The organism is Pradoshia sp. Z6_59, assembly GCF_058267515.1.
Map to the genome: position 1 here is coordinate 25,099 of NZ_JBZCPP010000021.1, position 24,998 is coordinate 50,096.

Below are 24,998 nucleotides of genomic sequence, written 5' to 3' on the forward strand. Positions count from 1 at the left end.
GATATGATAAATTAGCCAGATTTTAAATGATTATTTGAATTTTATTTAAGGAGAAAAAGAAAAAAGTATGACATGGGATGTATTGAGTATTATCGGAACAATCGCTTTTGCAATCAGCGGAGCATTAGTGGCAATGGAAGAGGAATATGACTTATTTGGCCTTTATTTACTCGGATTTGTAACAGCCTTTGGAGGAGGAGCCATCCGCAATTTGCTGCTCGGAATCCCAATTATACATATTTGGGAGCAACATGGATTATTTTTTATCGCATTCATTTCTATAACTATTGTTTGTTTATTTCAGCATTCGCTTTTAAAGCATTGGAACAGGTGGGGGAATTTTTTTGACGCTATCGGTTTAAGCGCATTCGCTGTCCAAGGCGCCTTATTAGCAACGGAAATGAACTTACCGCTTATTGCGGTTGTATTTGCTGCTATCCTGACAGGAAGTGGCGGCGGTATCGTACGAGATGTCCTGGCAGGCAGGAAGCCAATCCTGTTAAGATCTGAAATTTACGCCATATGGGCTGGTATTGCAGGTCTCTTAATCGGCCTCGGAGCGATGACATCCAACCTTGAATTATACCTTTTATTTATCATTATTACCTTTTTAAGAATGCTTTCTTATCTATATGAATGGCATCTACCTGTTGTTAAAAGAAGTTACTGATTGAAAGTACTGACATGGATAGACTACCAGTTCATTTCATAGATTCGTATTTATATAGGATAAATGACAAGAGCCTTGTTGCATTTCATACTTAGCAAGGCTCTTAATCCCTCCTCTGTTGGAATTTCTTTCCAAAAGACGAATAGCTCAATATCAGAATAGCTGTCATTCCAGTTACGTGAAACAGATCCTCCCAGCAATACCGCTTCAACCTTCGGATTTTGGCGATAAACATTAGAAATAGTAGATGCTATAAACGTTAAATCCAAAAAAACCTCTCCCATACGTTCGATATTAAGCTTGGTATCTATTAGCTTAAGTGCCATACTCCACAACTGGCATGAATCCTTTTATTTCATGATCAGAAATCTCTATCAATAAAAAATCATGACGATGAAAAATGGCTCTGGTTTTAGAGGAGAACTCCCTCTTATACTCAACAAAGCGTTTTGTTGTATCCAATTCCCATGCACATAGTTTATTTTCTTCTATAAATAAGCCGTATTTGTAGGTAAGTGCAAAGGTAATTAAATTTCCTGTATCAAAAGGAATTTTCATTGTTCTTTCTTCTTCAAGTTGCTCATTGAGTAATACCAACTCATTTCTCTCTGAATCGATACAAGCATAGGGCTTATATCGAGCATACAGAGGATTATAGTCAAGATTACAGCGGATAGCCTTGTCATGAAAAGACTCCAAACCACTGAATGGAGATACATAGTTCAATATCTCTTTTCCAGCACCCTCGCCATATACACCTTCATCTCCATATATACATAGAACACCATCTTTATAGGGAAATAACTCATGGATATGTGAACCAACCTCAAATTCAGATACAAATTTACCAGTTAAGGATAAAAAGATAGAGTCGTATTGTATAAAAGACAAAAATGGTCCTTTGTGAATCGAATCATATGGTGACCCTGGGGAAGAGTTAAAATAAGTTCTCCATTTAATTGAATTGTATTTTCACCGGTGTTTTTTAACAAAACAATCAAATCTTCTTTTTTACAATCTGCATCAATGATTACCTGTTTGCTTGTAAATATAGATTCTTCTATCAAATTCATATCGTTTACCCTCTACTCTCATTCCACTTTCTCTAACACAATGGCAAGAGACTAATCTAAACACAAACTCTACCATTAAACCCTATGAAACTAACTAAAATTTACCATATCAATAGAATAATTAATAGATTAGTTACACTTGGCAGTTAATAACCTGCAGTCCGAGGTAGTTTGATTTCTTGTATTCTAACCTCCTTATCAAATCAGCATCTTAGAAATCAATTCAATCTATTCCGCAATGACTGTTCTATCAAAAAAAATGCCCCATAAGCTTTATAACAGCTTACAGGGCATTCATCTTTTTTCGTATCTCTTACTCAAACGTATCGAACACCAGGTCATCACTTCGAATCGTCATTAATTCCCGACGTTCATATTGATCCGACAGCAAAAGACGCATTGCCTGAGTTCTGATTGATTTTTCTATTACATTCCTTACATATCTACCATTGGAAAAGGATTTTAGATGTAGAACATTTGTTAAATAATATAGATGATCGCGCAGTTTTCTTTCCGCGTCCAGACTATAAACGTATTGCCTGGCACTTAACATTCGGTTCCCTATATCCATTAATTGATCAACCGTGTAATCCGGAAAATCAATGACAATCGGAAAACGGGATTGCAGGCCTGGATTCAAGGTTAAAAAATACTCCATTTCCCGTGAATATCCGGCAAGAATAAGAATAAATTCATGCTGCCGATCCTCCATATGCTTTACCAATGTATCAATCGCTTCCTTACCAAAATCCTTTTCACCACCCCTTCCCAAAGAATAGGCTTCATCAATGAAAAGAATGCCCCCAATTGCCTTTTTAATTAAATCTCTCGTCTTTTGAGCTGTGTGTCCTATATATTCTCCTACAAGATCTGCCCGCTCGGCTTCGATTAAGTGACCTTTGCTCAGGACATTCATCTTTACAAATAAATCTCCAATAAGGCGTGCAACCGTCGTTTTTCCAGTACCGGGATTCCCTTTAAACATCATATGAAGCGCCTGTTTTTCCGCCTTAAGGCCAGCTACTTCCCGTTGCTTATTCACATAAATCCATGCGTAAATTTCCTTTATAACTTTTTTCATTTCTTCCATGCCTACGAGACTATTCAATTCAGCTTCAATTTCTTTTAGGGCTATATGATGAGAAGGTATATCCTTTGGTAATGGAGGAACATTTAAAATCGGCTTAACCTGAGCCTTTGTTTGACCATTTTTCAGTACAACATTAATCTGCCCATTATTTCTTACTCGCATTGGCTGTTGCTCCATTTGATCACCTCTTTAATGAAGCCGTGTCCCCCCTTTTTTACCTAACACATTCGACAAAGTGAAGGCAAAATAGACAAGGGCACCCCTGAAACTACAAAATTAATTTATTTTTTACCGATAAAGGTGTGCCTGATTGTCACATACTGCGATTGCCCGGAAAATAATTATATTTCCTCTCCTTATTTATATTCCTAACATCCTCTATACAGAATGAAAAAATCAGTAAAATAAAAAACAGACTCACCTTAGAGGGAGTCTGCCGTACTTATCCTTAACCTTCAAGGTCAACTTGTACATTTTTTTGAGGAGCAAATGTTGAAATCGCATGTTTGTAGACCAATTGATGCTTACCCTCTGTTTCAATTAAGACTGTAAAATTATCAAACCCTTTTATCAGTCCGCGTAACTGAAATCCATTAAGTAAAAAGATTGTTACATATACATTTTCCTTACGCAATTGATTTAAAATTTGATCTTGAATATTGATTCCTTGTTTCATTTTTTTGCCTCCTCTTTTCTCTCTATAGTTTATCTATTCGCCTTTAAAGCGAGCATTCCTGCCACTTCAAGCGATATTTCTTCAGAAATTTTTTCGAAATCAGCCAAATTGGTCATATCAAACCAGTGAACATCCATCTTATTTCGGAACCAAGTAAATTGTCTTTTTGCAAACCGACGGGAATTCCGCTGTATTTCCGCTATGACATTTTCTCGTGTTTCAGTTCCTTCAATTAGTCCCTCAAATTCCTTATATCCAATTGCTTGCATGGATTGTGCATCTTTTAATCCTTTTGCATATAGGTTTCTGACTTCCTCTTCAAGACCCTGCTGCATCATTGTTTCGACTCGTTCATTGATCCTTTTATATAAAAGATCACGGTCCATCGTTAACCCAATCAGAGCCACATCATATAATAATGTTCTCTCTGTGGATTGTTCCTGTTCACTGAAACGCTTTCCTGAATCGTAAAATACCTCTAAAGCACGGATAACTCTTTTTGTGTTATTAGGATGTATTTTTTCAGCAGCAACTGGATCAATCTCAACAAGTGTTTGATAAACAGCATCAGGCCCTTCTTGTTCAATTCGTTCTTCCAGCTCTTTTCGAATAGTGGGATTTGCCGTGGTTTCAGGGAACTGATAATCGTATAGGACGGATTGAATATACAACCCGGTACCACCCACTAAAATCGGAAGCTTTCCCCTATTCGTTATATCATTGATTTTCTGCTGGACTTCTTGCTTAAAATCATAAACATTATAGGATTCAGATGGTTCCCTGCAATCAATTAAATAATGAGGGATCCCTTCCATTTCGTCCTTTGTAACCTTAGCAGTTCCTATATCCATACCCTTAAAAATCTGTGCTGAATCGCCACTTATAATTTCACCATTGAACTTTTTGGCCAAATTGATTGATAGTTTGGTTTTTCCCACTGCTGTTGGTCCAATAATCACGACCAATTTCTGTTTTTCCATTTATGCTTCACACTGCCCTATTCATTTTTTTCTTATCTTAACATAAATCATTATAATCTGAACATGAGCGAGTAACATCTAACCAGTATAGTCAGTTTAAATAGTCTTTATTCAAATCTTTTTTCATTCTTTTGTTATTTTGAAATAATTTATACATGAACTTTAATCTTAAGATAAGTTCTATTTTTACTAATCCTATAATTAAGGTGCTTCAGTAATCAATCATATAACAATTACCTGATCAATATTTATTATAGAGATTTCACACAATTGAAGGTGTAATGTTAGTACGTGCAGCAAGTGGTTAATGGTATAACAAAAGCATCTTACCTATATAGAAATGAGGAAATTGTTTTCATGATCCGGTTCATACAGGTCTTAATTGGTATACTTACGCTTCTCTTACTGGGATATATTTTTTCATATAGAGTCTTCTCCTTAGTACAATTGCTTTTTGTTTATTTATTCTTCTTATTTTTGCTAACAGGTATTAGAGAACTTTATAACTCCAAGGCTTTTATTGGTACTGTGTATGTTCTTGTCTCACTTCTTCTTTACTTATTTTTCATCCAATGATGAGTGGGTTTTTGCCCCGTTAATTTTAATAGGACCACTTGCATCTAAGCTGTCATTAATTTAATTTCCCATATGAAACTTACAAACCCATCTAATTCTTCACGTTGGAAAGTTCTTTCTACAGAGATTACCTTTATCTGTAAGAGTCTACATCTCTAATATTTACCTTAAAATAGATTAATAACATAAAAACATTTCAATTTAAAGGTATAATAGGTATTAATTGGGTTATTTTTCTCCGTGTACAATTGCAAAATTAATGTTGATTTTCATGAGGATTTTTACTTTGGATGCAGTTTTACTTACCTTCAGTAAAGTAGTGACGGTATTTCAGAAGGATTTAAATCCAAAAATTGCGCTATAAAAAATTGTGAAGGAAGTGATGGCTTTGGAAGAACAGCTAAAATTCAATAAAGCCCAATGGGATGACAGCCATCGTCCATGGGATCTTCCGAATTTGCCTTGGACAATGAAGCAGACATGGAGCGATCTCTTATTTGCCCATTATCCAATTAAATTTGAGGTGTTACGAAAGTTAGTACCTGAAGTGCTCCCTTTGGATTCATATAATGGGATGTGCTGGATTGGGGTTGTACCATTTCGTATGTCGGGTGTCAGGCTTCGGGGATTACCCCCTGTACCAGGAACAGATCAATTTCCCGAGCTAAATGTTCGGACATATGTCATTCTAGACGGAAAGCCAGGTGTTTACTTTTTTAGTTTAGATGCTGCTAATTGGCTTGCTGTAAAAGGGGCAAGAACATTATACCACTTACCGTATTGGTATACTGAAATGGAAATGCAGACTAATAAAACAAACATTGAATTTAAAAGCAAGAGACTACTTGACCGTGAAATCGAGTTAGCCTGTAGCTATAGACCAATTTCCGAACCATTTCAGGCAGCTAAGGGGTCCTTCGAGGAATGGATGGCCGAGCGTTACTGCTTTTATACTTTAAATTTATCAGGAGTCCCGCTTCGCTGTGATATTTTACATGACCCTTGGATCATACAAGAGGCAGAAGCAGAATTCAGCAAGAATTCCATACTATCCAAGCAGGGTATTGATATTAATGATGAATTGCCTATCTTTCATTTTGCAAAAAAGATTGAGGTACGCGCTTGGCCTTTGGTTCACCATTCCACTAATCGTTTTAGTACATAGAACAGCATAAGGCCTCAATACCAGGGGACTGAATATACTGTCTCCTTAATACACTTCTCTATAGAACCAAATAAAAAGAGATTCCCTCATCCTTTGTTAGATGCTGAAATCTCTTTTTATGTTTAAATTGCTCCATTTTATCCTTCTTTGTTTTCGTCATTCTTGTACTCAAATCAATTGTATATAGACCGCCCCGTAGAGTTTCAGGATTGCGCTTGCCTTCCCTCTCCAATTTCAGCCTATATTTTTTAGCCCGACTTTTACTCATAATTCTATACACCTCAATTTTTCACAGGATAGGATTAGTATACACAAATTTAGGGAAAAAGACATTAAGCAGCCATTCTAATGATTGGCATTTAATTTATTTTCTGGCCAATCACTGAAATGTTGTTAGTTAATGAAATATACCTTAAAATGTAAACAAGTTGTCGTTTAGGAGGAATGCGTAATGGAAGAACAAAACAAAGGAATACATAAATATAAAAAATACATCGATTCAGCCAAAACCTATTTAAATAATACAAAGAAATCAAATGAGCTCTTAGATGAAGCAACTACGAAATCAAATACAAACAGAAATGCACTGGAAGAGGTTTGGGACAATCTGCAATTACTCATCACCATGTTTCGTTCTTGGGTAAAGGGTGATTACAAAGAGATTCCTAAAAAATCGATTATTTCTATAATCGCAGCCATTATCTATTTTGTATCACCTATTGATTTTATCCCAGATTTTATTGTAGGTCTTGGATTTGCGGATGATGCAGCCATTATCGGATTTACCATTAAGCAAATAACTGAAGACCTCGAGAAATTCAAATTATGGCAAGCGAAGCAAGAGCAAACTATTGATATTGAATAATTAAAAAGGTGTCTGATCAGCTTGATAGGCTGATTTGACACCTTTTTTTGCTTTTCTGGGTGAGTTCTGTGTCCCCCGTATAGCTCGGGCATAGGTGCCTCATAGGTGGGGGATAGCTGCTTTCATCCATACTTCACCTACCTTTCAACCACCTTTACCCCGGTATAGGTCGGTCATAGGTGCCTCATAGCCGGGGGATAGCTGCTTTCCCCCATACTTGACCTACCTTTCAACCACCTTTACCCCGGTATAGGTCGGTCATAGGTGCATCATAGCCGGGGGATAGCTGCTTTCCCCCATACTTGACCCACCTTTCACCCACCTTTACCCCGGTATAGTCCGGTCATAGGTGCCTCATAGGTGGGGCATAGCTGCTTTCCCCCATACTTCACCTGCCTTTCACCCACCTTTACCCCAGTATAGCCCGGTCATAGGTGCCTCGTAGGTGGGGATAGGCCCAAAAAAGCGCAGCTTAGGAGCTTTTTTGTATCCAAACTTATATTACAGACACAAAAAGTGGAGGAAATCGACTCGTTTCCTCCACCTTACTTAAAATTTCATACTTATTTACTTACATAACCCGTTTAAACATTTTCTCCAGCTCATAAATTGAATAATGGACGATAATTGGGCGGCCATGTGGGCATGTGAATGGATCGTTTGTATGACGCAATTCATCCAGTAATGCACTGATTTCATCATTACGCAAATGTCGGTTTGCTTTAATCGAGCCCTTACAGCTCATCATGATTGCCGCTTCCTCACGTAATTTCTTGATATCCACCTTTTTCATCGTTAATACTTGGTGGACCATTTCATCAATGATCGTTTCTTCCATGCCAGCCGGGAACCAGGTTGGGTGGGCGCGGACAATATAACTATTTAATCCAAATGGTTCCAAGAATACTCCAACCGCTTCCAACTCTTCTTTATGTTCTTCGAGCTTCACAAACTCATCTGTTGAATACTCCAGCGTCATCGGGACCAACATTTCTTGCAGTTCCTTGTTGACATCTCCCACCTTATGCTTGAAGAACTCATACTTAATCCGCTCTTGAGCAGCATGCTGGTCAATCATATAGAGCCCTTGCTCATTTTGAGCCAAAATATAAGTTCCATGCAGCTGACCAATCGGATATAAGGGCGGGATCCGGCTTTCTTGAATGTCTTGATGCTCTTGAACCGGCTCTAATTCCTCTTCTTTTTGCTCCACGATCGTTCCGATACGTTCGGAACCGGGTTCTGAACTGATTGCCGGGGCAGTTTCTACCTCTTCTTCTACTGACACCCTTTCAATCTCATCCCGCTCAATAGAAATAGGAGCCTCGAATTCCCGCTTCGGCTGTTCAATCTCCGGCGGATCATAAATCACAGAAAATCCTTCAGTTGCCTTCACCATTGGAGGAGTTTGCTTTGGCGGCTCAGGCCGCTTTTCTCTTTCCTCCGTAAATGTAAATTGAGCTTGTTCCGTTTTTGCTTTTTCCTCACGTTTAACAGGAGCGCCTGTCGGAATTAACGTCTCTTTTTTAAATGTATTCCGGATGGCCTCGCTAATTAATGCCATCAGCTCCTGCTCTTTACTGAAACGAACCTCCATTTTGGAAGGATGTACATTTACATCAACCAACAAAGGATCCATTTCGATATTGAGCATCGCAATTGGATAACGTCCAATAGGCAATAAAGTATGGTACCCTTCCATGACAGCTTTGGCGATTAAATAATTCTTGATAAATCGTCCATTGACCAAAATAGTCATATAGTTACGCGAAGCCCTCGTCATTTCCGGATGTCCGGCATAGCCTTTTATTGAAAAATCAAGTGTTGATGCTTCAAATGGCAGCATTTTTTGAGCAGTTTGTATCCCATATATCCCGGCAAGCACCTGAAGTGGATTGCCATTGCCTGATGTTTGTAATAAGGTACGGTCATTGTGTACCAGCTTGAACGATACATCCGGATGAGACAGCGCCAGCCTATTCACGACATCGGTTATATTCCCAAGCTCTGTATGAACACTTTTAACATATTTCAGACGAGCCGGTGTATTAAAGAATAGTTCACTTACTGTAATATCGGTTCCCTTACGGCTTGAATAGGACTCATGGGTAAGGACCTTGCCGCCCTCTAGTAAAAGACGGGTTCCAGGTCCATCACCTGTTGAGGTCTTTAATTCGAATTTGGAGACAGAGGCGATCGAAGGCAATGCCTCACCCCGGAAACCTAGCGTACGAATTCTGAATAAATCGTTTTCGTCTTTTATTTTACTGGTAGCATGCCTGTGAAAAGCATTTAGGGCATCATCCTCTTCCATCCCTTCCCCATTATCAATGATGCGGATGGACTCGAGGCCGGCTTCCGTAGCATAAATCTCAATTACCGTACTGTTAGCATCTATTGAGTTTTCCACTAACTCTTTTACAACAGATGCAGGTCTCTCTACTACTTCTCCGGCAGCGATTTTATTGGATAATAGATCATCTAACAGTACAATTTTCCCCATTTTCTTCTCTCCTCCCTACTTTAATTTTTTCTGTAATGCATATAAGGCGTTTAATGCTTCCAATGGATTCATCTCTAATATCGATAAGGATCTGAGCTCTTCCGCTACCTTCCATTCTTTCGATTGCCGGTTCACTGTGGATCCTTTTTCCTTTTTCTCTTCTGTAAAGAATGATAATTGCGCTTGTTCATTGACCATTTCTGCCTCAGTATCTGTTTTGACTGGCGGCGTAGGTTTTGGTTGCTTGTCCCCTTGCTCAAGGACGTTTAATATCTCTTGCGCTCGCTTAATCACCGTCTCCGGCATTTCTGCAAGCTTGGCAACATGAATACCATAACTGCGATCAGCTGGTCCATCGACTACTTTATGAAGGAAAATGACTGTGCCATTTTGCTCAATTGCACGAACATGTACGTTACTCAGCTTGCTGAGTTGATCAGATAGAGCTGTCAATTCATGATAATGCGTGGAGAAGAGAGTAGCTGCACCAATATGATGATGAATATATTCAATGATTGATTGGGCTAATGCCATTCCATCATAGGTTGACGTTCCTCTTCCGATTTCATCAAACAGAAGCAAACTGTTTTCTGTTGCATTCGTAATCGCATGATTTGCTTCAAGCATTTCAACCATAAATGTACTTTGTCCTGATATCAAATCATCTGCTGCACCGATTCGAGTAAATACTTGATCAAATATTGGAAGGATTGCTTCGTCTGCAGGTACAAAGCACCCGATTTGGGCCATAATCGCTGTCAAAGCAACCTGGCGCATATACGTACTCTTACCGGACATATTTGGTCCAGTAATTAATAAGATTTCCTTCTTTTTATCCAAGAAGCAATCATTCGGTACATATTCCTGCGCTTTTAAAACCTTTTCTACGACTGGATGTCGGCCATTTTTTATACTCATTTGGCGTGTATGAGAGAATTGTGGTTTTACATAGTGGTAACGTTCACTAATAGTAGAGAAGCATTGTAAAACATCCAATTCACTGATTTCCATCGCTAGTTTTTGCAGTCGAGGAATATAATCTTTAATTTGATCACGTAATTCACAGAACAAATCGTATTCAAGACCTGTACTTTTTTCCTCTGCTTCGAGGATGATTGTTTCTTTTTCCTTTAATTCTGGAGTGATATAACGTTCTGCATTTGCTAGAGTTTGTTTTCTGTCATATCGATCATCATTTAAGAGATGAAGATTAGCCTTAGTTATTTCCAAGTAATATCCAAATACGCGATTATAACCGATTTTCAGCGAACGGATACCCGTTCTTTCTCTTTCCTTTTGTTCCAACTGAGCGATCCAGGTTTTCCCGTTCTTGGAAGCATCGCGATAACGATCTAAATCTTCGTTATACCCTTCGCGAATAATACCTCCCTCTTTAATAGAAATCGGCGGGTTCTCATGCAATGCCTGCTCAAGTAAATCAGTCACTTCTTCACACGGATCCATCCGGGATGCGATTTGTTTAGCCGTATCAATAGGCAGCCTTCCAATCACATCTATAATTGCCGGTACTTGCTGCAGGGAACGCTTCAGCTGCAATAAATCCCGTGCATTTACATTGCCATAGGAAACACGGCCTGTTAAACGTTCCAAATCGTAAACTTCATGTAAAAGCTCACGTAGCTCTTCCCGTTCAAAAAAATGATTCATAAATGTTTCGACCATCGATAATCGAGCTTCTATTTCAGATTCACTGACTAAGGGGCGTTCAATCCATTGCTTTAATCTTCTGCCGCCCATGGCCGTCTTTGTTTCATCAAGGAGCCATAAAAGAGAGCCCTTTTTACCTTTTGAACGAATGGTCTCCGTTAGCTCTAAATTTCTTTTTGAATAATAATCTATTTTTAAATACTGCTCTGTTTCATATAATTCAACTGGCTGAATATGTTCAATCGTTCTCTTTTGAGTTCGCTGTATATAATTGAGCAAACGGGCTACCGTGTGCTTCAAGTCTTTTTTTGGAAGCTCGTTAACCAGGTGGTTAAACTCTTCCTTCGGCTCCGAGTCGGCTTCATAAGAGATTGTGACAATCCCTCTGTCTTTTAATAACAATTCTTTTTCTTCGCCGATATCTGGCTGAACCACAACTTCTTTAGAACCTATAACGGAGACTTCATTTAAAACATCTTTAAAATTGGAAAAATGGGTTACTCGATTTTCGCCAGTCGTTAAATCAATATGAGCCACTCCAAATCCCAGGTCATCTATGGATGAAATAGTTGCAAGATAGTTATTCTCCTTTTCGGCGAGACTCTTTCCTTCCATCACCGTACCTGGAGTAATTAACTGGACAACTTCACGTTTAACGACCCCTTTTGCTGCTTTCGGATCCTCTGTTTGTTCGCAGATGGCCACTTTAAAGCCACGATCTACTAGCGTTTCAATATAAGATTGCGCTGAATGATAAGGAACCCCGCACATGGGAATCTTTTGTTCTCCTCCACCATTCTTCGCTGTTAAGGTTATCTCTAATTCTTTTGATGCCTTAATGGCATCCTCAAAGAACATTTCATAAAAATCACCAAGGCGGAAAAACAAGAATGCATCTTGATAATCTGCCTTTATACTCAAGTATTGTTGAATCATAGGAGTATAGGTTGCTACTGCCATTTTCCCAAAACCTTTCTTTCAATCAAATATATAATAGAAGTATTATATCATAGGAGCCAAGCTCGTCTAACAACAAAAAAACTAGAGAGTTTTTCTCTCTAGTTACTTAATCCCGCTTGCTTTTGCTTTTTTTCCTGCCTGATTCATAGGAGCTGGACTCTTCACTGGAGGATTCACTGTGATCAAGGAAATCAGGATTAATTTCCTCCAGTTCGTCATCATCTACCTCAAGCTCCCAGCTTTCCTCATCGGTGTCTGCATTTTCCCTGATTGAAACAGTTACTTTTGTTTCACCAATAATCTCCACTAAAAATTCACGTTCAACATGAACAGAAATTTTTTCACCATCTGGAGTTATTAGACATTCAATACAATTCGGTTGTTGAACTACTTTGGCTATGACTTCATTATCATCATAGACCGTTTGATCCCGATACTTTAATTTGATGGTATCTTTATAAGGAACCTTTTCTGTTCTAACTTCTGTCTTCGTATTATTACTGTATGAATACCAAACATTGATATCATAATATCCTGCAATTTCTACCTTCTTACCTTGCTTCCTGGCTTCATACGTATGATTAATAATCCAGCAGCCCAGTATACTGGTAGGATCGTTATCCGGACAAACCGTATGATTTGCCTTGGTAAACTTACGACCCTTTGCCACTACTGCCTTCGTGATGATTTCTCTATATTGTGACATACAAGGTTACCCTCCTCAACCATTTTCATTTCATCCTATGCATGATAAATGTCTAGCGTGCAAGTTAATTATCAGTTCAACAAGGATTGCATGCTACAGTTTATGCCCATGCTGAAGAAAGGTGACCTTGATTTAAAAATAGGAGCAAGTTATGCGGAATTTAAATAAGAAAGCTAGGAATGATAAAGTGTTACTACTCATTTCCCTTTACTATTAAAAATAGAGGATAGACTTTAAAGCTCTCAACAGATGAACAAGCATTACTACTGAAAATATAATTAACAGAAAAAATGAGGCATTTATCTACGGAGATCATGCCTTTTTGAGTTTTAGTTTTATCTGGAATTAAAGGACAGGTAGAATTATGACAGTTTTTCACTTAAATAGTACAATAAGGAGTATAAATAACACATATTTATAATAATACAAAAGTTCTGTACTCAAACATTAGTACTTAATTATGTAGGGAGGAGGAAATTATTATCATGAAAAAACAGGAGGATGTAATCTTTCGAGAAGTTCAATACCCTCGCCAACCCTTGCTATGGATTTTTATTATAGCTCTCGCTGCATTATTTTGGTATGCATTTATTCAACAGGTCATTTTCGGAATTCCATTCGGTGATAAACCTGCATCTAATCCGTTTTTAACAATTCTTTGGCTTGTTTTTGGAATAGCAATCCCATTAGGACTATTACTGGGATTCTGTAAGCTAGAAACTGAGGTGCGTAAGGATGGATTGTATGTGCGTTACATGCCGTTTCATCTCCATTATAAATCATTTTTATTTAAAGATATGGTTCAATATTCTAGTATTACCTACAATTCGTTACTACGATTCGGAGGCTGGGGCATACGATTTAATTTAAATGGGGATTCTGCATATAATATAGGCGGCAACAAGGGAATAGAATTGCAATTAAGAGGAAATAGAACAGTAGTTTTGGGTTCACAAAATCCGGATGAATTAATAAAAGCATTAAATTCAAAGTGAATATTTTCCACCTTACTCGATATTATGTATGTTTCTTGAGTTTGATGGTGTATTTTTTTGCTTTTTCACAGAGATATTCGGAAATTATCCATACTATCTATAGAGAGAACACAAGAAGTCAGCCAAAAAACTGTTTCTTTTGAATGCTCCTCTTCACAATAAGTTTTCAGACTATTGATTATATTCAGATATTAATATATAATTTCCCATATTAAACAAATTTATCCCTGAGGTGAAATATGAAAGCTTTAGAACGTATCAGTCAATTTGTAAGTAACACCTTTGCAGTATGGGTACTCATTTTTGCAGCACTTGCCTTCTTTATTCCAGATGGTTTTTCTTGGATTGCAGCCTATATTACCGTTTTATTAGGGATTGTCATGTTTGGGATGGGATTAACAATTTCACCTGCTGATTTTAAAGAAGTATTAACAAGACCGAAGGATGTTCTCATCGGTGTAGTCGGTCAATTCTTGATTATGCCCACATTGGCATTTTTATTGGTCAAGCTATTCGATCTTCCACCAGAAATTGCAGTCGGCGTTATTTTAGTAGGCTGCTGCCCAGGAGGAACGGCTTCTAATGTCATGACCTTTCTTTCAAAAGGAGATGTTGCATTATCCGTAACCATTACTTCCATCACAACATTGCTGGCTCCAGTTGTCACACCTGCACTCATTTTCTTATTCGCAAGCGAATACATCGATGTTGCACCTGCTAGCTTATTTATCTCGATTGTGCAAGTAATTGTTATACCAATCGCACTTGGCTTTATTGTTCAAAAATTGTTTAATAAGCAGGCGAAAGCAAGTGTTAAAGTAATGCCTCTTGTTTCTGTTATTGCCATAGTTGCTATTGTTGCAGCTGTAGTTGCGGCAAATCAGCAAAAAATTGCTGAAACAGGATTGCTTATTTTCGCTGTAGTCATTTTACATAATGGCTTAGGCTATTTAATCGGTTACTTATTCGGTAAATTATTCGGCATGAATCTGGCGAAAAGGAAAGCAGTCGCGATTGAAGTCGGTATGCAAAATTCAGGATTGGGCGCTTCATTAGCGGTAGCACATTTCTCACCTTTGGCAGCTGTTCCAAGTGCCATCTTTAGTGTATGGCACAATATATCAGGACCAATTTTAGCAACGATCTTCAGTAGAATGAAGGATAAAAATGAACCTGTTGATCTGGATGAATCGCAATCTATTTAAGTTGGAGCCTCTGCAAAGCGATAGCCTTGCGGAGGTTTTTAATTAAGTCTTTAGCAACAATTCTACGATTCTGCCCAGAAAAAAGGATCCTGCGATAGCATGCAAGATCCTTTTCCTTCTTTTAAACTGTTTTATTTACTGATTTCTTATACCTATATTGCTGCCACTGGAAACGAATAAAGCAACCAATACAGAATCCAAGAATAGCTACAAATGAAGCAATAGCAACCATGGCCGTAAATACATATCCAGCAATCACCCAATCAAACAAATAACTGATCAGACCGCCTGCAAGACAAATTACAGCGATTACTTGATTAAATTGTTGCTGAGCCCACTCTTCCGGAATATAATCAGAAGGTTTTTTCCTTAAAAATAATTTACCTGCTTGCATGATTGGATTAAATCCAAATACTAAACCCATTATTCCTGCAAGTAAGGGCAGTGCTAATATCCATTCAATACCTGTTACCCAAGTAGCTACTACACTAAGGAATATCACCCATTGATTTAAACGTACCAATGGTCTCGGAACCGTGCGCACCGTTTCCTCCATATTTTCACACCTCTCCAATATGTTTTATATGTTATTCCTCATCTTACTCTGTTTAACCATAAATGGGAAAGTAAAAGAATTTAATTAAATTATATTTTATCGTCAAGCACTTTCAGTAATTAATTGTATGTAAAGGCATATTAATGAATCATTCTAATTGACAGCTAGGAAGTTGATAAAGGATAATAACTTTCCCAATCATTTTGTAAACCGAACTGTTCGACAGAATTTCCCTTACCACATCGTTTTATAAAATTGATATTTTCGAAACTCTAATCAAATAGACATAATTAAGAATACCTGTTTCTTAATTGAGAATCTCCTTGCTAACTCTCCTGCTTGCTTTATTTTTAAAGGTAAGATCCCTTCCAATAAGAAGCCTTTCATAATAGTTCACATTAACATTCTTTCATTAAATCTCCTTTTATTTATAATAATTTTAAATAAATAGTATTTTTTAATTGATAATATTATAAAAAATAAATATAATAGGTTTATCTTACGAAAAAGGGTGGTATAACTAATGTCCAAAAAATTAACTACAAGTTGGGGAGCTCCTGTTGGAGATAACCAAAATTCCATCACAGCTGGAAGACGCGGACCAACTTTAATCCAAGACGTACATTTATTAGAAAAACTAGCTCATTTTAACAGAGAACGTGTACCTGAGCGTGTAGTTCATGCAAAAGGCGGCGGAGCACATGGTTATTTCGAAGTTACAAAAGATTTAACTGAATATACAAAAGCTGCTTTCTTATCTGAAGTTGGCAAAAAAACTCCTTTGTTCATTCGTTTCTCTACAGTTGCAGGTGAACTTGGTTCTGCTGATACTTTACGTGATCCTCGTGGATTTGCAGTAAAACTTTATACTGAAGAAGGTAACTACGATATCGTTGGTAACAATACTCCTGTCTTCTTTATCCGTGATGCAATCAAATTCCCTGATTTCATACATACACAAAAAAGAGATCCAAAAACACATTTGAAAAACCCTAATGCTGTTTGGGATTTCTGGTCACTTTCACCAGAATCTTTACATCAAATAACAATTCTTATGTCTGACCGTGGTATTCCTGCTACTTGGCGTCATATGCACGGATTTGGTAGCCACACGTTCAAATGGACAAATGCTGAAGGTAAATCCGTATGGGTTAAATACCACTGGAAAACGGAACAAGGGGTAAAAAATCTATCCACTGATTTGGCTGCTGAGCTTGCAGGTACTAATCCAGACTACCATATCGAAGATTTACACAATGCAATTGAAGCTGGCGATTACCCTGCATGGAAATTATGCGTACAGATCATGCCGCTTGAAGATGCCAACACATATCGTTTCGATCCATTCGATGTAACAAAAGTTTGGTCTCAAAAAGACTATCCATTAATCGAAGTTGGCCGCATGGTATTAGATAGAAATCCAGAAAACTATTTTGCAGAAGTAGAACAAGCTACATTCTCTCCTGGTAATTTCGTTCCTGGTATTGATGTATCACCTGATAAATTATTGCAAGGTCGTTTATTCGCTTATGCAGATGCTCACCGTTACCGTGTCGGAGCAAACCATAATCACTTACCAGTTAACCGTCCTAAAGTTGAAGTTAATAACTATCAACGTGACGGCCAAATGAACCCAAGTATAAATGGCGGTTCTTCTGTCTACTACGAGCCAAACAGCTTTGGAGGTCCACAAGAATCTCCTGAAGATCAACAAGCAACATTTGAAGTAGAAGGTTATGCTGCAAGCACTTCTTATGATAATGATGACTTCTACACTCAAGCTGGAGATCTATACAGATTGTTAAGCAGTGAAGAACGCGCTAACCTAGTTAACAACATCGTTGGATCTATGCAAGGTGTAACTGTACCTGAAATTATCGAACGTCAAATCCAGCATTTCTACAAAGCTGATCCTGAATACGGAACACTTGTAGCTGCAGGACTTGGTTTAACAGTAACTGAAGAAGTTTAATAGAATAATTTAATCCTATTTAACATTCTCAATTAAATTCTCGTATTCTCAATTAAAAGAGGTACTGCTACTTGCAGTACCTTTTTTATAAGGTTGAAAGAAAACAGCCACATCCAGAAAAGTGGTGACTTTACTTATTATTCGATGAGCATAACCATTGCATGTTAACTTAGCCCTGTTATATATGGTAAGTTATCTAACCCCCTTCACCATCTGCCTGATTGCTCCCAAATGATAAGCTGCATGCGCCAATGTCCCTAGAAGAATAGTAGTTGAAGGAGAATCAATGTTTTGCATGCTATTAATACGGTCAATCATCTTCATGTATTCTCTATGAAGTTCATTCTTCATTTGCTCCCATTCATCTTTTGTTACCAATCCAATTTTCCAGCTCTCATCCCAATTGAAATCCTGTCTATTCCCTTCTAATAATTGATTGTATGCCCATAAGTGGTAACGTGTATGATCTGTATGGGCAGCAATTGTCACACCTTCGACTAGTACAGAGGCTTCCACAGCGCTTAATGAATCAATAGTACCGAACAATCCACTCCCAGGCTTTGATTCAGTGAACCAACTCTCATTCCCTTTAGGTCCTTCAAACGTTTCACTTAATAAGGTTAAAATTCCTTCATTCTTCATTAATCAACCTCCTTTTATAAATGATTCTTCACTTAGAAAATAATAATTAATTTTACATTTGTCCTGTAAATTTTCACTTGGTAACCCTACACATATAAAGTTCTACCTTTTATATGAGTGCTAAGATACTAAGATAGCTAGTCAAAAAAAATGCACTGCAAGAGAAATATGCGGCGCCCCCTTCCCACTTCTAAGCCGTATTTTTCAACCAAGTAAGGACTCGAATAAAATGAAACGGCTCAAACCAGCTAATCAAAAAGAACACAATAAAAAAAGAACTGAGTGAAATGAATTTTAACCACCCTTCTTCCTGTTTTGCTATCGCCACAAAACTGAAAACGATTCCAACCACAAAAGATATACTTCCTAAAAGAAATAAAAATTCCACATGTTGATCTATACCTCTGGTTAAACCAAATAATATCAGCCCTGCAATCATCATTCCTATTGACAATAAACTGAATTTTCTCACTAATACACCTCCACTCATAAGAGTACCATCATTTGGAATAATATTACAAAACATTTTCTGATTAGATTTCATTCATATTTAATAACTTGGCAATAAAGATCCATACCATTGTGAGAAAAGGATCTAATACCCTTTCTCCTTCATCCTTAATACATACGTTATGTGATATAAGTTTTTCCGGATGTCTATGGCATAATGATTAAGCAAACCTATACAGAAAACTAAGTAAATGCCTCTTGAAAAGAATTAATTACGTTATTATAAAAATTTGTTCATTAAAATATAGTTCGAATTTACCATTTATTTGAAAATTATGTCGATTGCCTCGAAAACTAATTATAATCAGATATGAGGCCTATATCTTGGCCATATCAAACAAAAGGGGAGCGGTATATGAAGTATCGAGTGAAGTTTTATCGTATGTTGGCCATTATGATAATGGTTGTTGCGCTTGCTGGAACATTGGTTGCGCCGGCTGTGGATGCAAAGACAGCTGATCGCCAGAATGAAACACGTTTTATTCAGGAACTGGGCGTTTCGTCCCAAAGTATGAAGAAACAGAAATCCATATCTCGAATTGATGCAGCTGCTTTGATGGCACGCGCATTAAAACTCGATAACCAGAAAGCTCCAAAGACAAACTTTACGGATGTGCCAAAATCGTCCCAAAAAGCAGTAAACTCATTAGTCTATGCGGGTATTCTTGATGGAAAAAGCAAGAATAAATTTGGCAGCTTTGAGCCTTTAACTCGTGGAGAGCTTGCTGTTTGGATTGCGAAGGCTTTCGATTTGAAAGGAAGCACAGTAACCGACTTCTCTGATGTACCTGCTAAACAAGCGGAAAGAATCGGTTCTATCCTTCTATACGGTATCGCTGAAGCTATTTCCGATACTGAATTTGGATATAACCAAAAGGTTAGCTTATCTGAGCTCATTTCCATGCTGCAACTAGCCCTAAAAGCCCCAGATTATCAATTGCGCGTTCTTCATGTGAATGATACACACGCTAACATTGAAAATACACCACGACAAATTACCGCGATTGATGAACATCGCAATGGAAATACGAATAATCTTCTTCTCCATGCTGGTGATGTATTCTCTGGCACCCTTTATTTTAACGAATTTAAGGGACTAGCCGATCTTGAATTGATGAATCTAGCCGGATTCGATGCATTTACTTTCGGTAACCACGAGTTTGACCTTGGTACTGAGACTTTGCTGCCATTTGTTCAAAGCGCTGAGTTTCCAATTGTGAGTGCAAATGTAGATTTCAGCGATGATCCCCTCATGAAAAGACTTCAGAATAACACATATACTGCTAAACCACATGATGGAAAAATATACGACGGTATCATTAAAAATGTAAACGGTGAGAAAGTTGGTATTTTTGGCTTAACGACAGCTGAGACTGCTAGTATTTCTAGTCCTGGGGATGTCAGATTCGAGGAATATATCAATTCAGCTAAGGCCTCCGTTAAAGCATTCAAGAAACAAGGTGTCGATAAAATTATCGCCCTTACCCATATTGGCTACAATGATGGCGGCGGTGACAATGACCTCGAGCTTGCTAATCAAGTCGAAGGCATTGACATTATTGTTGGCGGCCACTCTCATTCACAGCTGAATGAACCAGTCGTTGTAGATAAATACAAAGAACCGACTGTTATTGTCCAAGCAAACGAGTATTCCAAATATCTTGGTGAGCTTGATGTGAGCTTTGATAAAAAAGGAAAAGTTATCGCCTATGATGGCGAACTGATTAGCATTGACGCCAAGAATGCGGAAGGCTCTTATATCTTTGCCGAAGACCCGGCAGCAGGTCAAATCCTAGCGAAGTATAAGCCTGTTGTTGACGCAAAGAAAAAGCAAGTTGTCGGAACAACAGCTGTCGATCTGATTGGTGGCAATCCTGCTGCAAGGACAGGCGAAACTAATCTTGGCAACTTGATTGCTGATGGAATGCTCGATAAGGCAAAAGCCATCAATCCAAATACTGTCATCGCCCTACAAAATGGAGGCGGTGTCCGGACAACCTTAAAGGCAGGACCAATCACATTAGCTGACGTTATGACAGTCCTCCCCTTCAGCAATGCACTCGCAATCATGGAAATTAGCGGAGCGGAATTGAAAACAGCTCTAGAACATAGCGTTAGTGCTGCCCCAAGCGCTAGCGGTGGATACCTGCAGGTCGCAGGCATGCGCTTTACCTATGATAGCTCTAAACCAGTAGGCACACGCGTGCAATCAGTCGAAATAAACCAGAATGGTGAATATACTTCACTCGTGGATACACAGACCTACTTCGCTGCTACAAACATCTTCACTGCCAAAGGCGGCGATGGCTATTCTGTCTTTGCTGATATTTATGCAGATGGCCGCGTAAGCGAACCCGGCTTCGTTGATTGGGAGATTTTCTCCGATTACATCCAATCCTTCCCTGAACAAACTGTTTCACCTAATGTTGAAGGCAGGATTATGGATGTAGCTAATTAAAAAAACTTTTCGAGATAAGCAAATTAAAGGCATCAGTTTGAAACTGATGCCTTTTTTCAATGAATTTTACATTAATTTTGTTAACCTGAAATAAGTTTGCTGATGGGACATGCCTTTTTACTTATTCCATAAATACCCATTTTAACTTTATAATGAGATAGGATGTTCAATATATTAAATTTATTAGATAGGATGCGGTGATTATGGATTATATTAATTATACTGAGATTATCTTGAGGTACGCTCTCCTGGCAGTTTCCTTTTTTTGCATTTATGCAGTAACCAGGCAAGGAAGTAAAGGCGAACGCTATACAGCATTAGTAATCTACCTAGCTACCTTTGGCTTGTATACGTTCTTAATTATTGCTGAAGTGATTACCCCCTCTGAAGATGCGAATATCGGATTAGGTTTTTCTATATTGCTAATGGGATTTGTGAGCATTGCGGGAATCATCATAGCAGGTATAACCTACCTGGTGAGGAGAATTAAATCTCGTTAATCGATTTACATCACTTTTTTACAGATTAGTAGTTTATCTATTTAAGATGCAATCAAGAGATAGTAAATGACTAAAAGTATTGATAAGATAATGAATAAAATTATTAACTTGGAAAAACGCAGAAATAAAACCTGTAAAGCAGCCGTAAAAAAAGAAGCTCCCACCCTTATTTGCACGATACCCTGGATAAGGACACTATTTATCAGTGTCCGCGATCCAGTGGTATCGTTCATGTTCTGAATGGAAGCTTCTTTTCTATTTTTTTGTTTACCTTTTAATTAATCAATTTCGGAGGAATCCCAATCCAAGAACGTCTTTTGAACAATGGATTGAACATTTTTACCGCCGCCATTATTTTGTACATCTTCTATTAACAGTGCCATGACAGCCTTCGGATTTTTTTGATCATAGGCTACGAATAACCCATTTTCAATGCCATCTTCTCCTTGTGTGCTTTTCAGCTCAGCTGTACCTGTCTTACCTGCTAATTCCAGTTTAGGTGTGTTTGCAGCTTTACCTGTGCCGCTTGTAACAACCTTTCTTAAGTCAGTTTTCAATGTTTTAGCCTGTTCACCAGTAATAAAAGAATCATGCCAAACAGCAGTTTCAGTATCAAGGTAAAGACGAGGCTTCATCAATTTTCCATCATTGACAATGGTACCGTAAATACTGGATAAATGAACTGCACTCATCAATACTTCTCCTTGACCATAGCCAGTATCAGCTAATAATTTACTGCTCTCCAATTTGCCACTGTTTGAATATTGTGATGCGCGGATAGGATATTCGAGTGAGAATTTTTCTTCGCCAATCCCCAATTCCTTAAACCCATTAATCAAATCAGTCTCACCAATCGAAAGAGCTGTCTGAGCGAAATAAATATTATCTGATATTTGTAAGGCAGTCTGCAGATTAACAGGTTTTCCTGGATCGCTTACCCTTGTAATAGAGGCATTTCCCCATTCTTTCCCTTTAGACCATTTTAATCCTTTAATATTCAGCTGTTTTTCTGGGTCAAGCTTACCCGTTTTTAAACCTATTGCTGCGATAATTGGCTTTATCGTTGAACCTGGCGAATAAGCGGCCGCAAATCGATTTAGCAATGGCTGTTTTTTATCATTTTCCAGCTGACTATATTTCTCTGAGCTAATTCCCAGTACAAAGTCGTTTGGATTAAACGACGGGGAACTTACAAGTGCCAATACATCTCCTGTAGTTGGATGTACCGCAGCAAATGTCCCCGCAGCTCCCTTCATATTTTGAAATGCTTGTTTTTGTAATTCAGCATCCAATACTAACCTAAAGCTTTCCCCATCCTCTGCTTCGGTTTCAGCAATGACAATAGGGTCGTCTTCGCGGTTAATATAAATGGTATAGCCATCCTTCGGACGCAGTTTATCCTCTAATAGTTGCTCAAGCCCTCTTTTGCCAATTATACTGTCATTTGAATAGCCTTTATCTTTATTTTTCTCTAGCTCTTCAGCAGTAATGGTACCTACATATCCTGTCAAATGGGCTGCACTTTCCTTATAGGGATATTCCCGAATCTCTTTTTCTTGGAAACTGACACCATTAATCACTTTTAATTTTTCAATCAGCTCTGTTTGGCTATTTTGGATTGTTTTAATCGGCACAAAATAACCTGGCTGCACCCAGCTTTGATTAAGCTGTTTATCAATATAGTCATCGCTAAGATTCAATAATTTTGTTAACTGAACTTTTTGGGATTCATCAAAGTTCTCTGGTGTTATACCTATAGTTTGAGCAATTCCATTTACCGCAAGCCCATTTCCATTACGATCAAGGATTTCGCCCCTTTTACCCGTTGTCTTTTTAATCCCAATCTTATCGTCTGGCTGCAGTTCAGGGAAAATATACGTTGTATCCCAATCTACATACCAATTCTCTTCCTTATCTTTCGTTTCAAGCTTCATAGTTACTTCTTTTTCAAATTCAATCGGTCCTGCAAGGGAATTCATTTTTACTTGAATAGGAAGTGTTATACTCTTTTGATCCTTCAGCTCTTTCTCATCCTTGAATGCGCTTTTAACTGATAAATCTGAAATCTCCAGATCTTTATAGACCTTTTGATATCGATCAACATATTGTTCCTTCTTAAACTTGTCTTTGGCTGAATCTGCTACATAGCCTGAATACATCTTATCAAATTTTTGATCGTTCCACAGGTTTATGTATTCCTTCAATCGCTCTTCTGGACTGGCGGTATCATTACAACCAGCCAAGAGAAGAACCATTATTAACATTCCTATACTTCCCCATATGGTTTTTTTCACCTTCAACGTGAGAGCCCCCTTTCACATACAAGACTATTATACTAAACTAATCATTGATTTTCACAATGTTTCACCTTCAAAAAAATCTTGTAAACAAAAAAGACCTTTTAAATTTAACAACAAATAGTTAATTTAAAAGGAATTAATTGGAATAACACATTTATTTTTTATGTTTATTAATTGAATTTTCATGCTTATACTTTTTTATCAGTTTGATAAAATCAGGCAGAGTCTTACAAATATGAGAAGGCTTTGTTCCATACAGGCTCGTTTGAACTGTGCTAAACCATTGAGCTGCGATGGTTGTTACGTGCGCTGAAGCTCCTGCAGCGATATCAGCCTGGCTATCTCCAACAACTATGGCCTCAGATGAATCATTATGAAGTAAAAATAGTGATTTCTGTATTCCCTCAGGATCGGGTTTAGGTGCTTTAACTTCATCACCAGAAATGGTCACATCGAAATAGTCGTATAGATTCAATAACTCTAGTGAGAGCGTTAATGATCTTCTGCTCTTTCCTGTAACAATTCCCAGATTCATATCCATATCCTTTAATACATCAAGCATCTCCTGTATTTCGGTTAAGTATTCAAACTCACTATTATGCCCTTTTTCATAATGGTCATAAAAATCTTCTATGGCATGTTCTACTTTTTCTTTAGTACGTAAATGATTTCTTATAATAACATCCTCAATGGGACCAAATAATTTAATAATCTCTTCATCAGTTAAATTTCTTTGATCATATTTATTAAACACATACCTAAAAGCATCCAAACTAACAGGCAAAGTATCGGCAATAGTTCCATCAAAATCAAACAGAATGGTCTGGAGACTCACCGTGCCACTTCCTCTCTGTAATAACCCTATCAATAGCTTATTACCCTTTTTATAAGAAGGTTAATACAGATCTGAAAGAAAGATTTACTCCCA

At 37.8% G+C, this 24,998-nt stretch carries 23 protein-coding genes; 8 read left to right on the top strand and 15 right to left on the bottom strand.

Going from position 1 to position 24,998, the window contains the following annotated elements; translation table 11 throughout:
- Positions 1-67 precede the first annotated feature (67 nt).
- Positions 68-670, top strand: coding sequence for a trimeric intracellular cation channel family protein (locus AC4D4B_RS16775; RefSeq protein WP_491000559.1), 603 nt, complete (start codon positions 68-70; stop codon positions 668-670).
- A gap of 50 nt (positions 671-720) precedes the next feature.
- Here the strand turns inward: AC4D4B_RS16775 and AC4D4B_RS16780 are convergent, their stop codons facing one another.
- The 6 genes from AC4D4B_RS16780 to miaA form a co-directional block, all read right to left on the bottom strand.
- On the bottom strand, positions 721-939 hold the full coding sequence (locus AC4D4B_RS16780; RefSeq protein WP_491000560.1) for a hypothetical protein: 219 nt from the start codon (positions 937-939) through the stop codon (positions 721-723).
- A 46-nt stretch (positions 940-985) separates the two neighbouring features.
- Positions 986-1,561, bottom strand: a complete 576-nt coding sequence (locus AC4D4B_RS16785; RefSeq protein ID WP_491000561.1) for a hypothetical protein — start codon at positions 1,559-1,561, stop codon at positions 986-988.
- Positions 1,522-1,743: a hypothetical protein gene (locus tag AC4D4B_RS16790; RefSeq protein ID WP_491000562.1), complete on the bottom strand. Its 222-nt coding sequence runs from the start codon at positions 1,741-1,743 to the stop codon at positions 1,522-1,524. Before AC4D4B_RS16790 ends, AC4D4B_RS16785 begins: the two co-directional genes overlap by 40 nt.
- Before the next feature lie 313 nt (positions 1,744-2,056).
- Positions 2,057-3,010, bottom strand: coding sequence for a stage V sporulation protein K (spoVK, locus tag AC4D4B_RS16795; protein ID WP_491000563.1), 954 nt, complete (start codon positions 3,008-3,010; stop codon positions 2,057-2,059).
- A gap of 271 nt (positions 3,011-3,281) precedes the next feature.
- On the bottom strand, positions 3,282-3,509 hold the full coding sequence (gene hfq, locus AC4D4B_RS16800) for an RNA chaperone Hfq (protein WP_066104248.1): 228 nt from the start codon (positions 3,507-3,509) through the stop codon (positions 3,282-3,284).
- A 29-nt stretch (positions 3,510-3,538) separates the two neighbouring features.
- The gene (miaA, locus tag AC4D4B_RS16805; RefSeq protein ID WP_490994704.1) at positions 3,539-4,489 is read right to left on the bottom strand and encodes a tRNA (adenosine(37)-N6)-dimethylallyltransferase MiaA; all 951 of its coding nucleotides are present in this window, start codon (positions 4,487-4,489) and stop codon (positions 3,539-3,541) included.
- Between the two features lie 946 nt (positions 4,490-5,435).
- Between miaA and AC4D4B_RS16810 the strand changes: the two genes are divergently transcribed.
- The gene (locus AC4D4B_RS16810; protein ID WP_491000564.1) at positions 5,436-6,230 is read left to right on the top strand and encodes a YqjF family protein; all 795 of its coding nucleotides are present in this window, start codon (positions 5,436-5,438) and stop codon (positions 6,228-6,230) included.
- 58 nt (positions 6,231-6,288) lie between these two features.
- On the opposite strand, the gene brfA is transcribed toward AC4D4B_RS16810, so the two are convergent.
- Positions 6,289-6,498 (bottom strand): ribosome rescue factor BrfA, encoded by a 210-nt coding sequence (gene brfA, locus AC4D4B_RS16815; RefSeq protein WP_490994706.1) that lies wholly within the window; start codon positions 6,496-6,498, stop codon positions 6,289-6,291.
- 183 nt (positions 6,499-6,681) lie between these two features.
- On the opposite strand from brfA, the gene AC4D4B_RS16820 reads away from it, so the two are divergent.
- A complete protein-coding gene (locus AC4D4B_RS16820; protein WP_490994707.1) occupies positions 6,682-7,095 on the top strand; it encodes a YkvA family protein in 414 nt (137 codons plus the stop codon).
- Between the two features lie 571 nt (positions 7,096-7,666).
- On the opposite strand, the gene mutL is transcribed toward AC4D4B_RS16820, so the two are convergent.
- The 3 genes from mutL to cotE all read right to left on the bottom strand — a co-directional run bounded on the left by mutL (position 7,667) and on the right by cotE (position 12,932).
- On the bottom strand, positions 7,667-9,598 hold the full coding sequence (gene mutL, locus AC4D4B_RS16825; RefSeq protein WP_491000565.1) for a DNA mismatch repair endonuclease MutL: 1,932 nt from the start codon (positions 9,596-9,598) through the stop codon (positions 7,667-7,669).
- A 15-nt stretch (positions 9,599-9,613) separates the two neighbouring features.
- On the bottom strand, positions 9,614-12,226 hold the full coding sequence (gene mutS, locus AC4D4B_RS16830) for a DNA mismatch repair protein MutS (protein WP_491000566.1): 2,613 nt from the start codon (positions 12,224-12,226) through the stop codon (positions 9,614-9,616).
- Positions 12,227-12,332: 106 nt separating this feature from the next.
- Positions 12,333-12,932 carry an outer spore coat protein CotE gene (gene cotE, locus AC4D4B_RS16835; protein ID WP_490994710.1) on the bottom strand — a complete coding sequence of 200 codons (600 nt, stop codon included), beginning with the start codon at positions 12,930-12,932 and terminating at the stop codon, positions 12,333-12,335.
- 485 nt (positions 12,933-13,417) lie between these two features.
- Between cotE and AC4D4B_RS16840 the strand changes: the two genes are divergently transcribed.
- Both AC4D4B_RS16840 and AC4D4B_RS16845 read left to right on the top strand, forming a co-directional pair.
- Positions 13,418-13,927, top strand: a complete 510-nt coding sequence (locus AC4D4B_RS16840; RefSeq protein WP_491000567.1) for a DUF6141 family protein — start codon at positions 13,418-13,420, stop codon at positions 13,925-13,927.
- A gap of 239 nt (positions 13,928-14,166) precedes the next feature.
- Positions 14,167-15,132, top strand: coding sequence for a bile acid:sodium symporter family protein (locus AC4D4B_RS16845; protein WP_491000568.1), 966 nt, complete (start codon positions 14,167-14,169; stop codon positions 15,130-15,132).
- Between the two features lie 121 nt (positions 15,133-15,253).
- On the opposite strand, the gene AC4D4B_RS16850 is transcribed toward AC4D4B_RS16845, so the two are convergent.
- Entirely contained in the window at positions 15,254-15,688 is a 435-nt protein-coding gene (locus AC4D4B_RS16850) for a DUF4395 domain-containing protein (protein WP_491000569.1), read from the bottom strand.
- A gap of 523 nt (positions 15,689-16,211) precedes the next feature.
- Here AC4D4B_RS16850 and katA point away from each other — a divergent pair.
- Positions 16,212-17,660 carry a catalase KatA gene (katA, locus tag AC4D4B_RS16855; RefSeq protein WP_490994714.1) on the top strand — a complete coding sequence of 483 codons (1,449 nt, stop codon included), beginning with the start codon at positions 16,212-16,214 and terminating at the stop codon, positions 17,658-17,660.
- A gap of 192 nt (positions 17,661-17,852) precedes the next feature.
- On the opposite strand, the gene AC4D4B_RS16860 is transcribed toward katA, so the two are convergent.
- The gene (locus tag AC4D4B_RS16860; RefSeq protein WP_490994715.1) at positions 17,853-18,302 is read right to left on the bottom strand and encodes a hypothetical protein; all 450 of its coding nucleotides are present in this window, start codon (positions 18,300-18,302) and stop codon (positions 17,853-17,855) included.
- A gap of 190 nt (positions 18,303-18,492) precedes the next feature.
- Complete coding sequence (locus tag AC4D4B_RS16865; RefSeq protein ID WP_491000570.1) at positions 18,493-18,846, bottom strand: hypothetical protein; 354 nt, start codon at positions 18,844-18,846, stop codon at positions 18,493-18,495.
- Between the two features lie 321 nt (positions 18,847-19,167).
- Between AC4D4B_RS16865 and AC4D4B_RS16870 the strand changes: the two genes are divergently transcribed.
- Positions 19,168-21,270, top strand: coding sequence for a 5'-nucleotidase C-terminal domain-containing protein (locus tag AC4D4B_RS16870; protein ID WP_491000571.1), 2,103 nt, complete (start codon positions 19,168-19,170; stop codon positions 21,268-21,270).
- 203 nt (positions 21,271-21,473) lie between these two features.
- Positions 21,474-21,770, top strand: coding sequence for a hypothetical protein (locus AC4D4B_RS16875; protein ID WP_490994718.1), 297 nt, complete (start codon positions 21,474-21,476; stop codon positions 21,768-21,770).
- A 278-nt stretch (positions 21,771-22,048) separates the two neighbouring features.
- Here AC4D4B_RS16875 and AC4D4B_RS16880 read toward each other — a convergent pair whose 3' ends face one another.
- Both AC4D4B_RS16880 and AC4D4B_RS16885 read right to left on the bottom strand, forming a co-directional pair.
- Positions 22,049-24,064 carry a penicillin-binding transpeptidase domain-containing protein gene (locus AC4D4B_RS16880; RefSeq protein ID WP_491000580.1) on the bottom strand — a complete coding sequence of 672 codons (2,016 nt, stop codon included), beginning with the start codon at positions 24,062-24,064 and terminating at the stop codon, positions 22,049-22,051.
- A gap of 160 nt (positions 24,065-24,224) precedes the next feature.
- Entirely contained in the window at positions 24,225-24,905 is a 681-nt protein-coding gene (locus AC4D4B_RS16885; protein WP_490994719.1) for an HAD family hydrolase, read from the bottom strand.
- Between the last annotated feature and the right edge of the window lie 93 nt (positions 24,906-24,998).

Bases quoted from the DNA above. Each gene is read 5' to 3' on its own strand.
- AC4D4B_RS16775 (WP_491000559.1), top strand. From the start codon at position 68: ATGACATGGGATGTATTGAGTATTATCGGAACAATCGCTTTTGCAATC.
- AC4D4B_RS16790 (WP_491000562.1), bottom strand. From the start codon at position 1,743: ATGAATTTGATAGAAGAATCTATATTTACAAGCAAACAGGTAATCATT.
- spoVK (WP_491000563.1), bottom strand. From the start codon at position 3,010: ATGGAGCAACAGCCAATGCGAGTAAGAAATAATGGGCAGATTAATGTT.
- hfq (WP_066104248.1), bottom strand. From the start codon at position 3,509: ATGAAACAAGGAATCAATATTCAAGATCAAATTTTAAATCAATTGCGT.
- miaA (WP_490994704.1), bottom strand. From the start codon at position 4,489: ATGGAAAAACAGAAATTGGTCGTGATTATTGGACCAACAGCAGTGGGA.
- brfA (WP_490994706.1), bottom strand. From the start codon at position 6,498: ATGAGTAAAAGTCGGGCTAAAAAATATAGGCTGAAATTGGAGAGGGAA.
- AC4D4B_RS16820 (WP_490994707.1), top strand. From the start codon at position 6,682: ATGGAAGAACAAAACAAAGGAATACATAAATATAAAAAATACATCGAT.
- mutL (WP_491000565.1), bottom strand. From the start codon at position 9,598: ATGGGGAAAATTGTACTGTTAGATGATCTATTATCCAATAAAATCGCT.
- mutS (WP_491000566.1), bottom strand. From the start codon at position 12,226: ATGGCAGTAGCAACCTATACTCCTATGATTCAACAATACTTGAGTATA.
- cotE (WP_490994710.1), bottom strand. From the start codon at position 12,932: ATGTCACAATATAGAGAAATCATCACGAAGGCAGTAGTGGCAAAGGGT.
- AC4D4B_RS16840 (WP_491000567.1), top strand. From the start codon at position 13,418: ATGAAAAAACAGGAGGATGTAATCTTTCGAGAAGTTCAATACCCTCGC.
- AC4D4B_RS16845 (WP_491000568.1), top strand. From the start codon at position 14,167: ATGAAAGCTTTAGAACGTATCAGTCAATTTGTAAGTAACACCTTTGCA.
- AC4D4B_RS16850 (WP_491000569.1), bottom strand. From the start codon at position 15,688: ATGGAGGAAACGGTGCGCACGGTTCCGAGACCATTGGTACGTTTAAAT.
- katA (WP_490994714.1), top strand. From the start codon at position 16,212: ATGTCCAAAAAATTAACTACAAGTTGGGGAGCTCCTGTTGGAGATAAC.
- AC4D4B_RS16860 (WP_490994715.1), bottom strand. From the start codon at position 18,302: ATGAAGAATGAAGGAATTTTAACCTTATTAAGTGAAACGTTTGAAGGA.
- AC4D4B_RS16865 (WP_491000570.1), bottom strand. From the start codon at position 18,846: ATGAAATCTAATCAGAAAATGTTTTGTAATATTATTCCAAATGATGGT.
- AC4D4B_RS16870 (WP_491000571.1), top strand. From the start codon at position 19,168: ATGAAGTATCGAGTGAAGTTTTATCGTATGTTGGCCATTATGATAATG.
- AC4D4B_RS16875 (WP_490994718.1), top strand. From the start codon at position 21,474: ATGGATTATATTAATTATACTGAGATTATCTTGAGGTACGCTCTCCTG.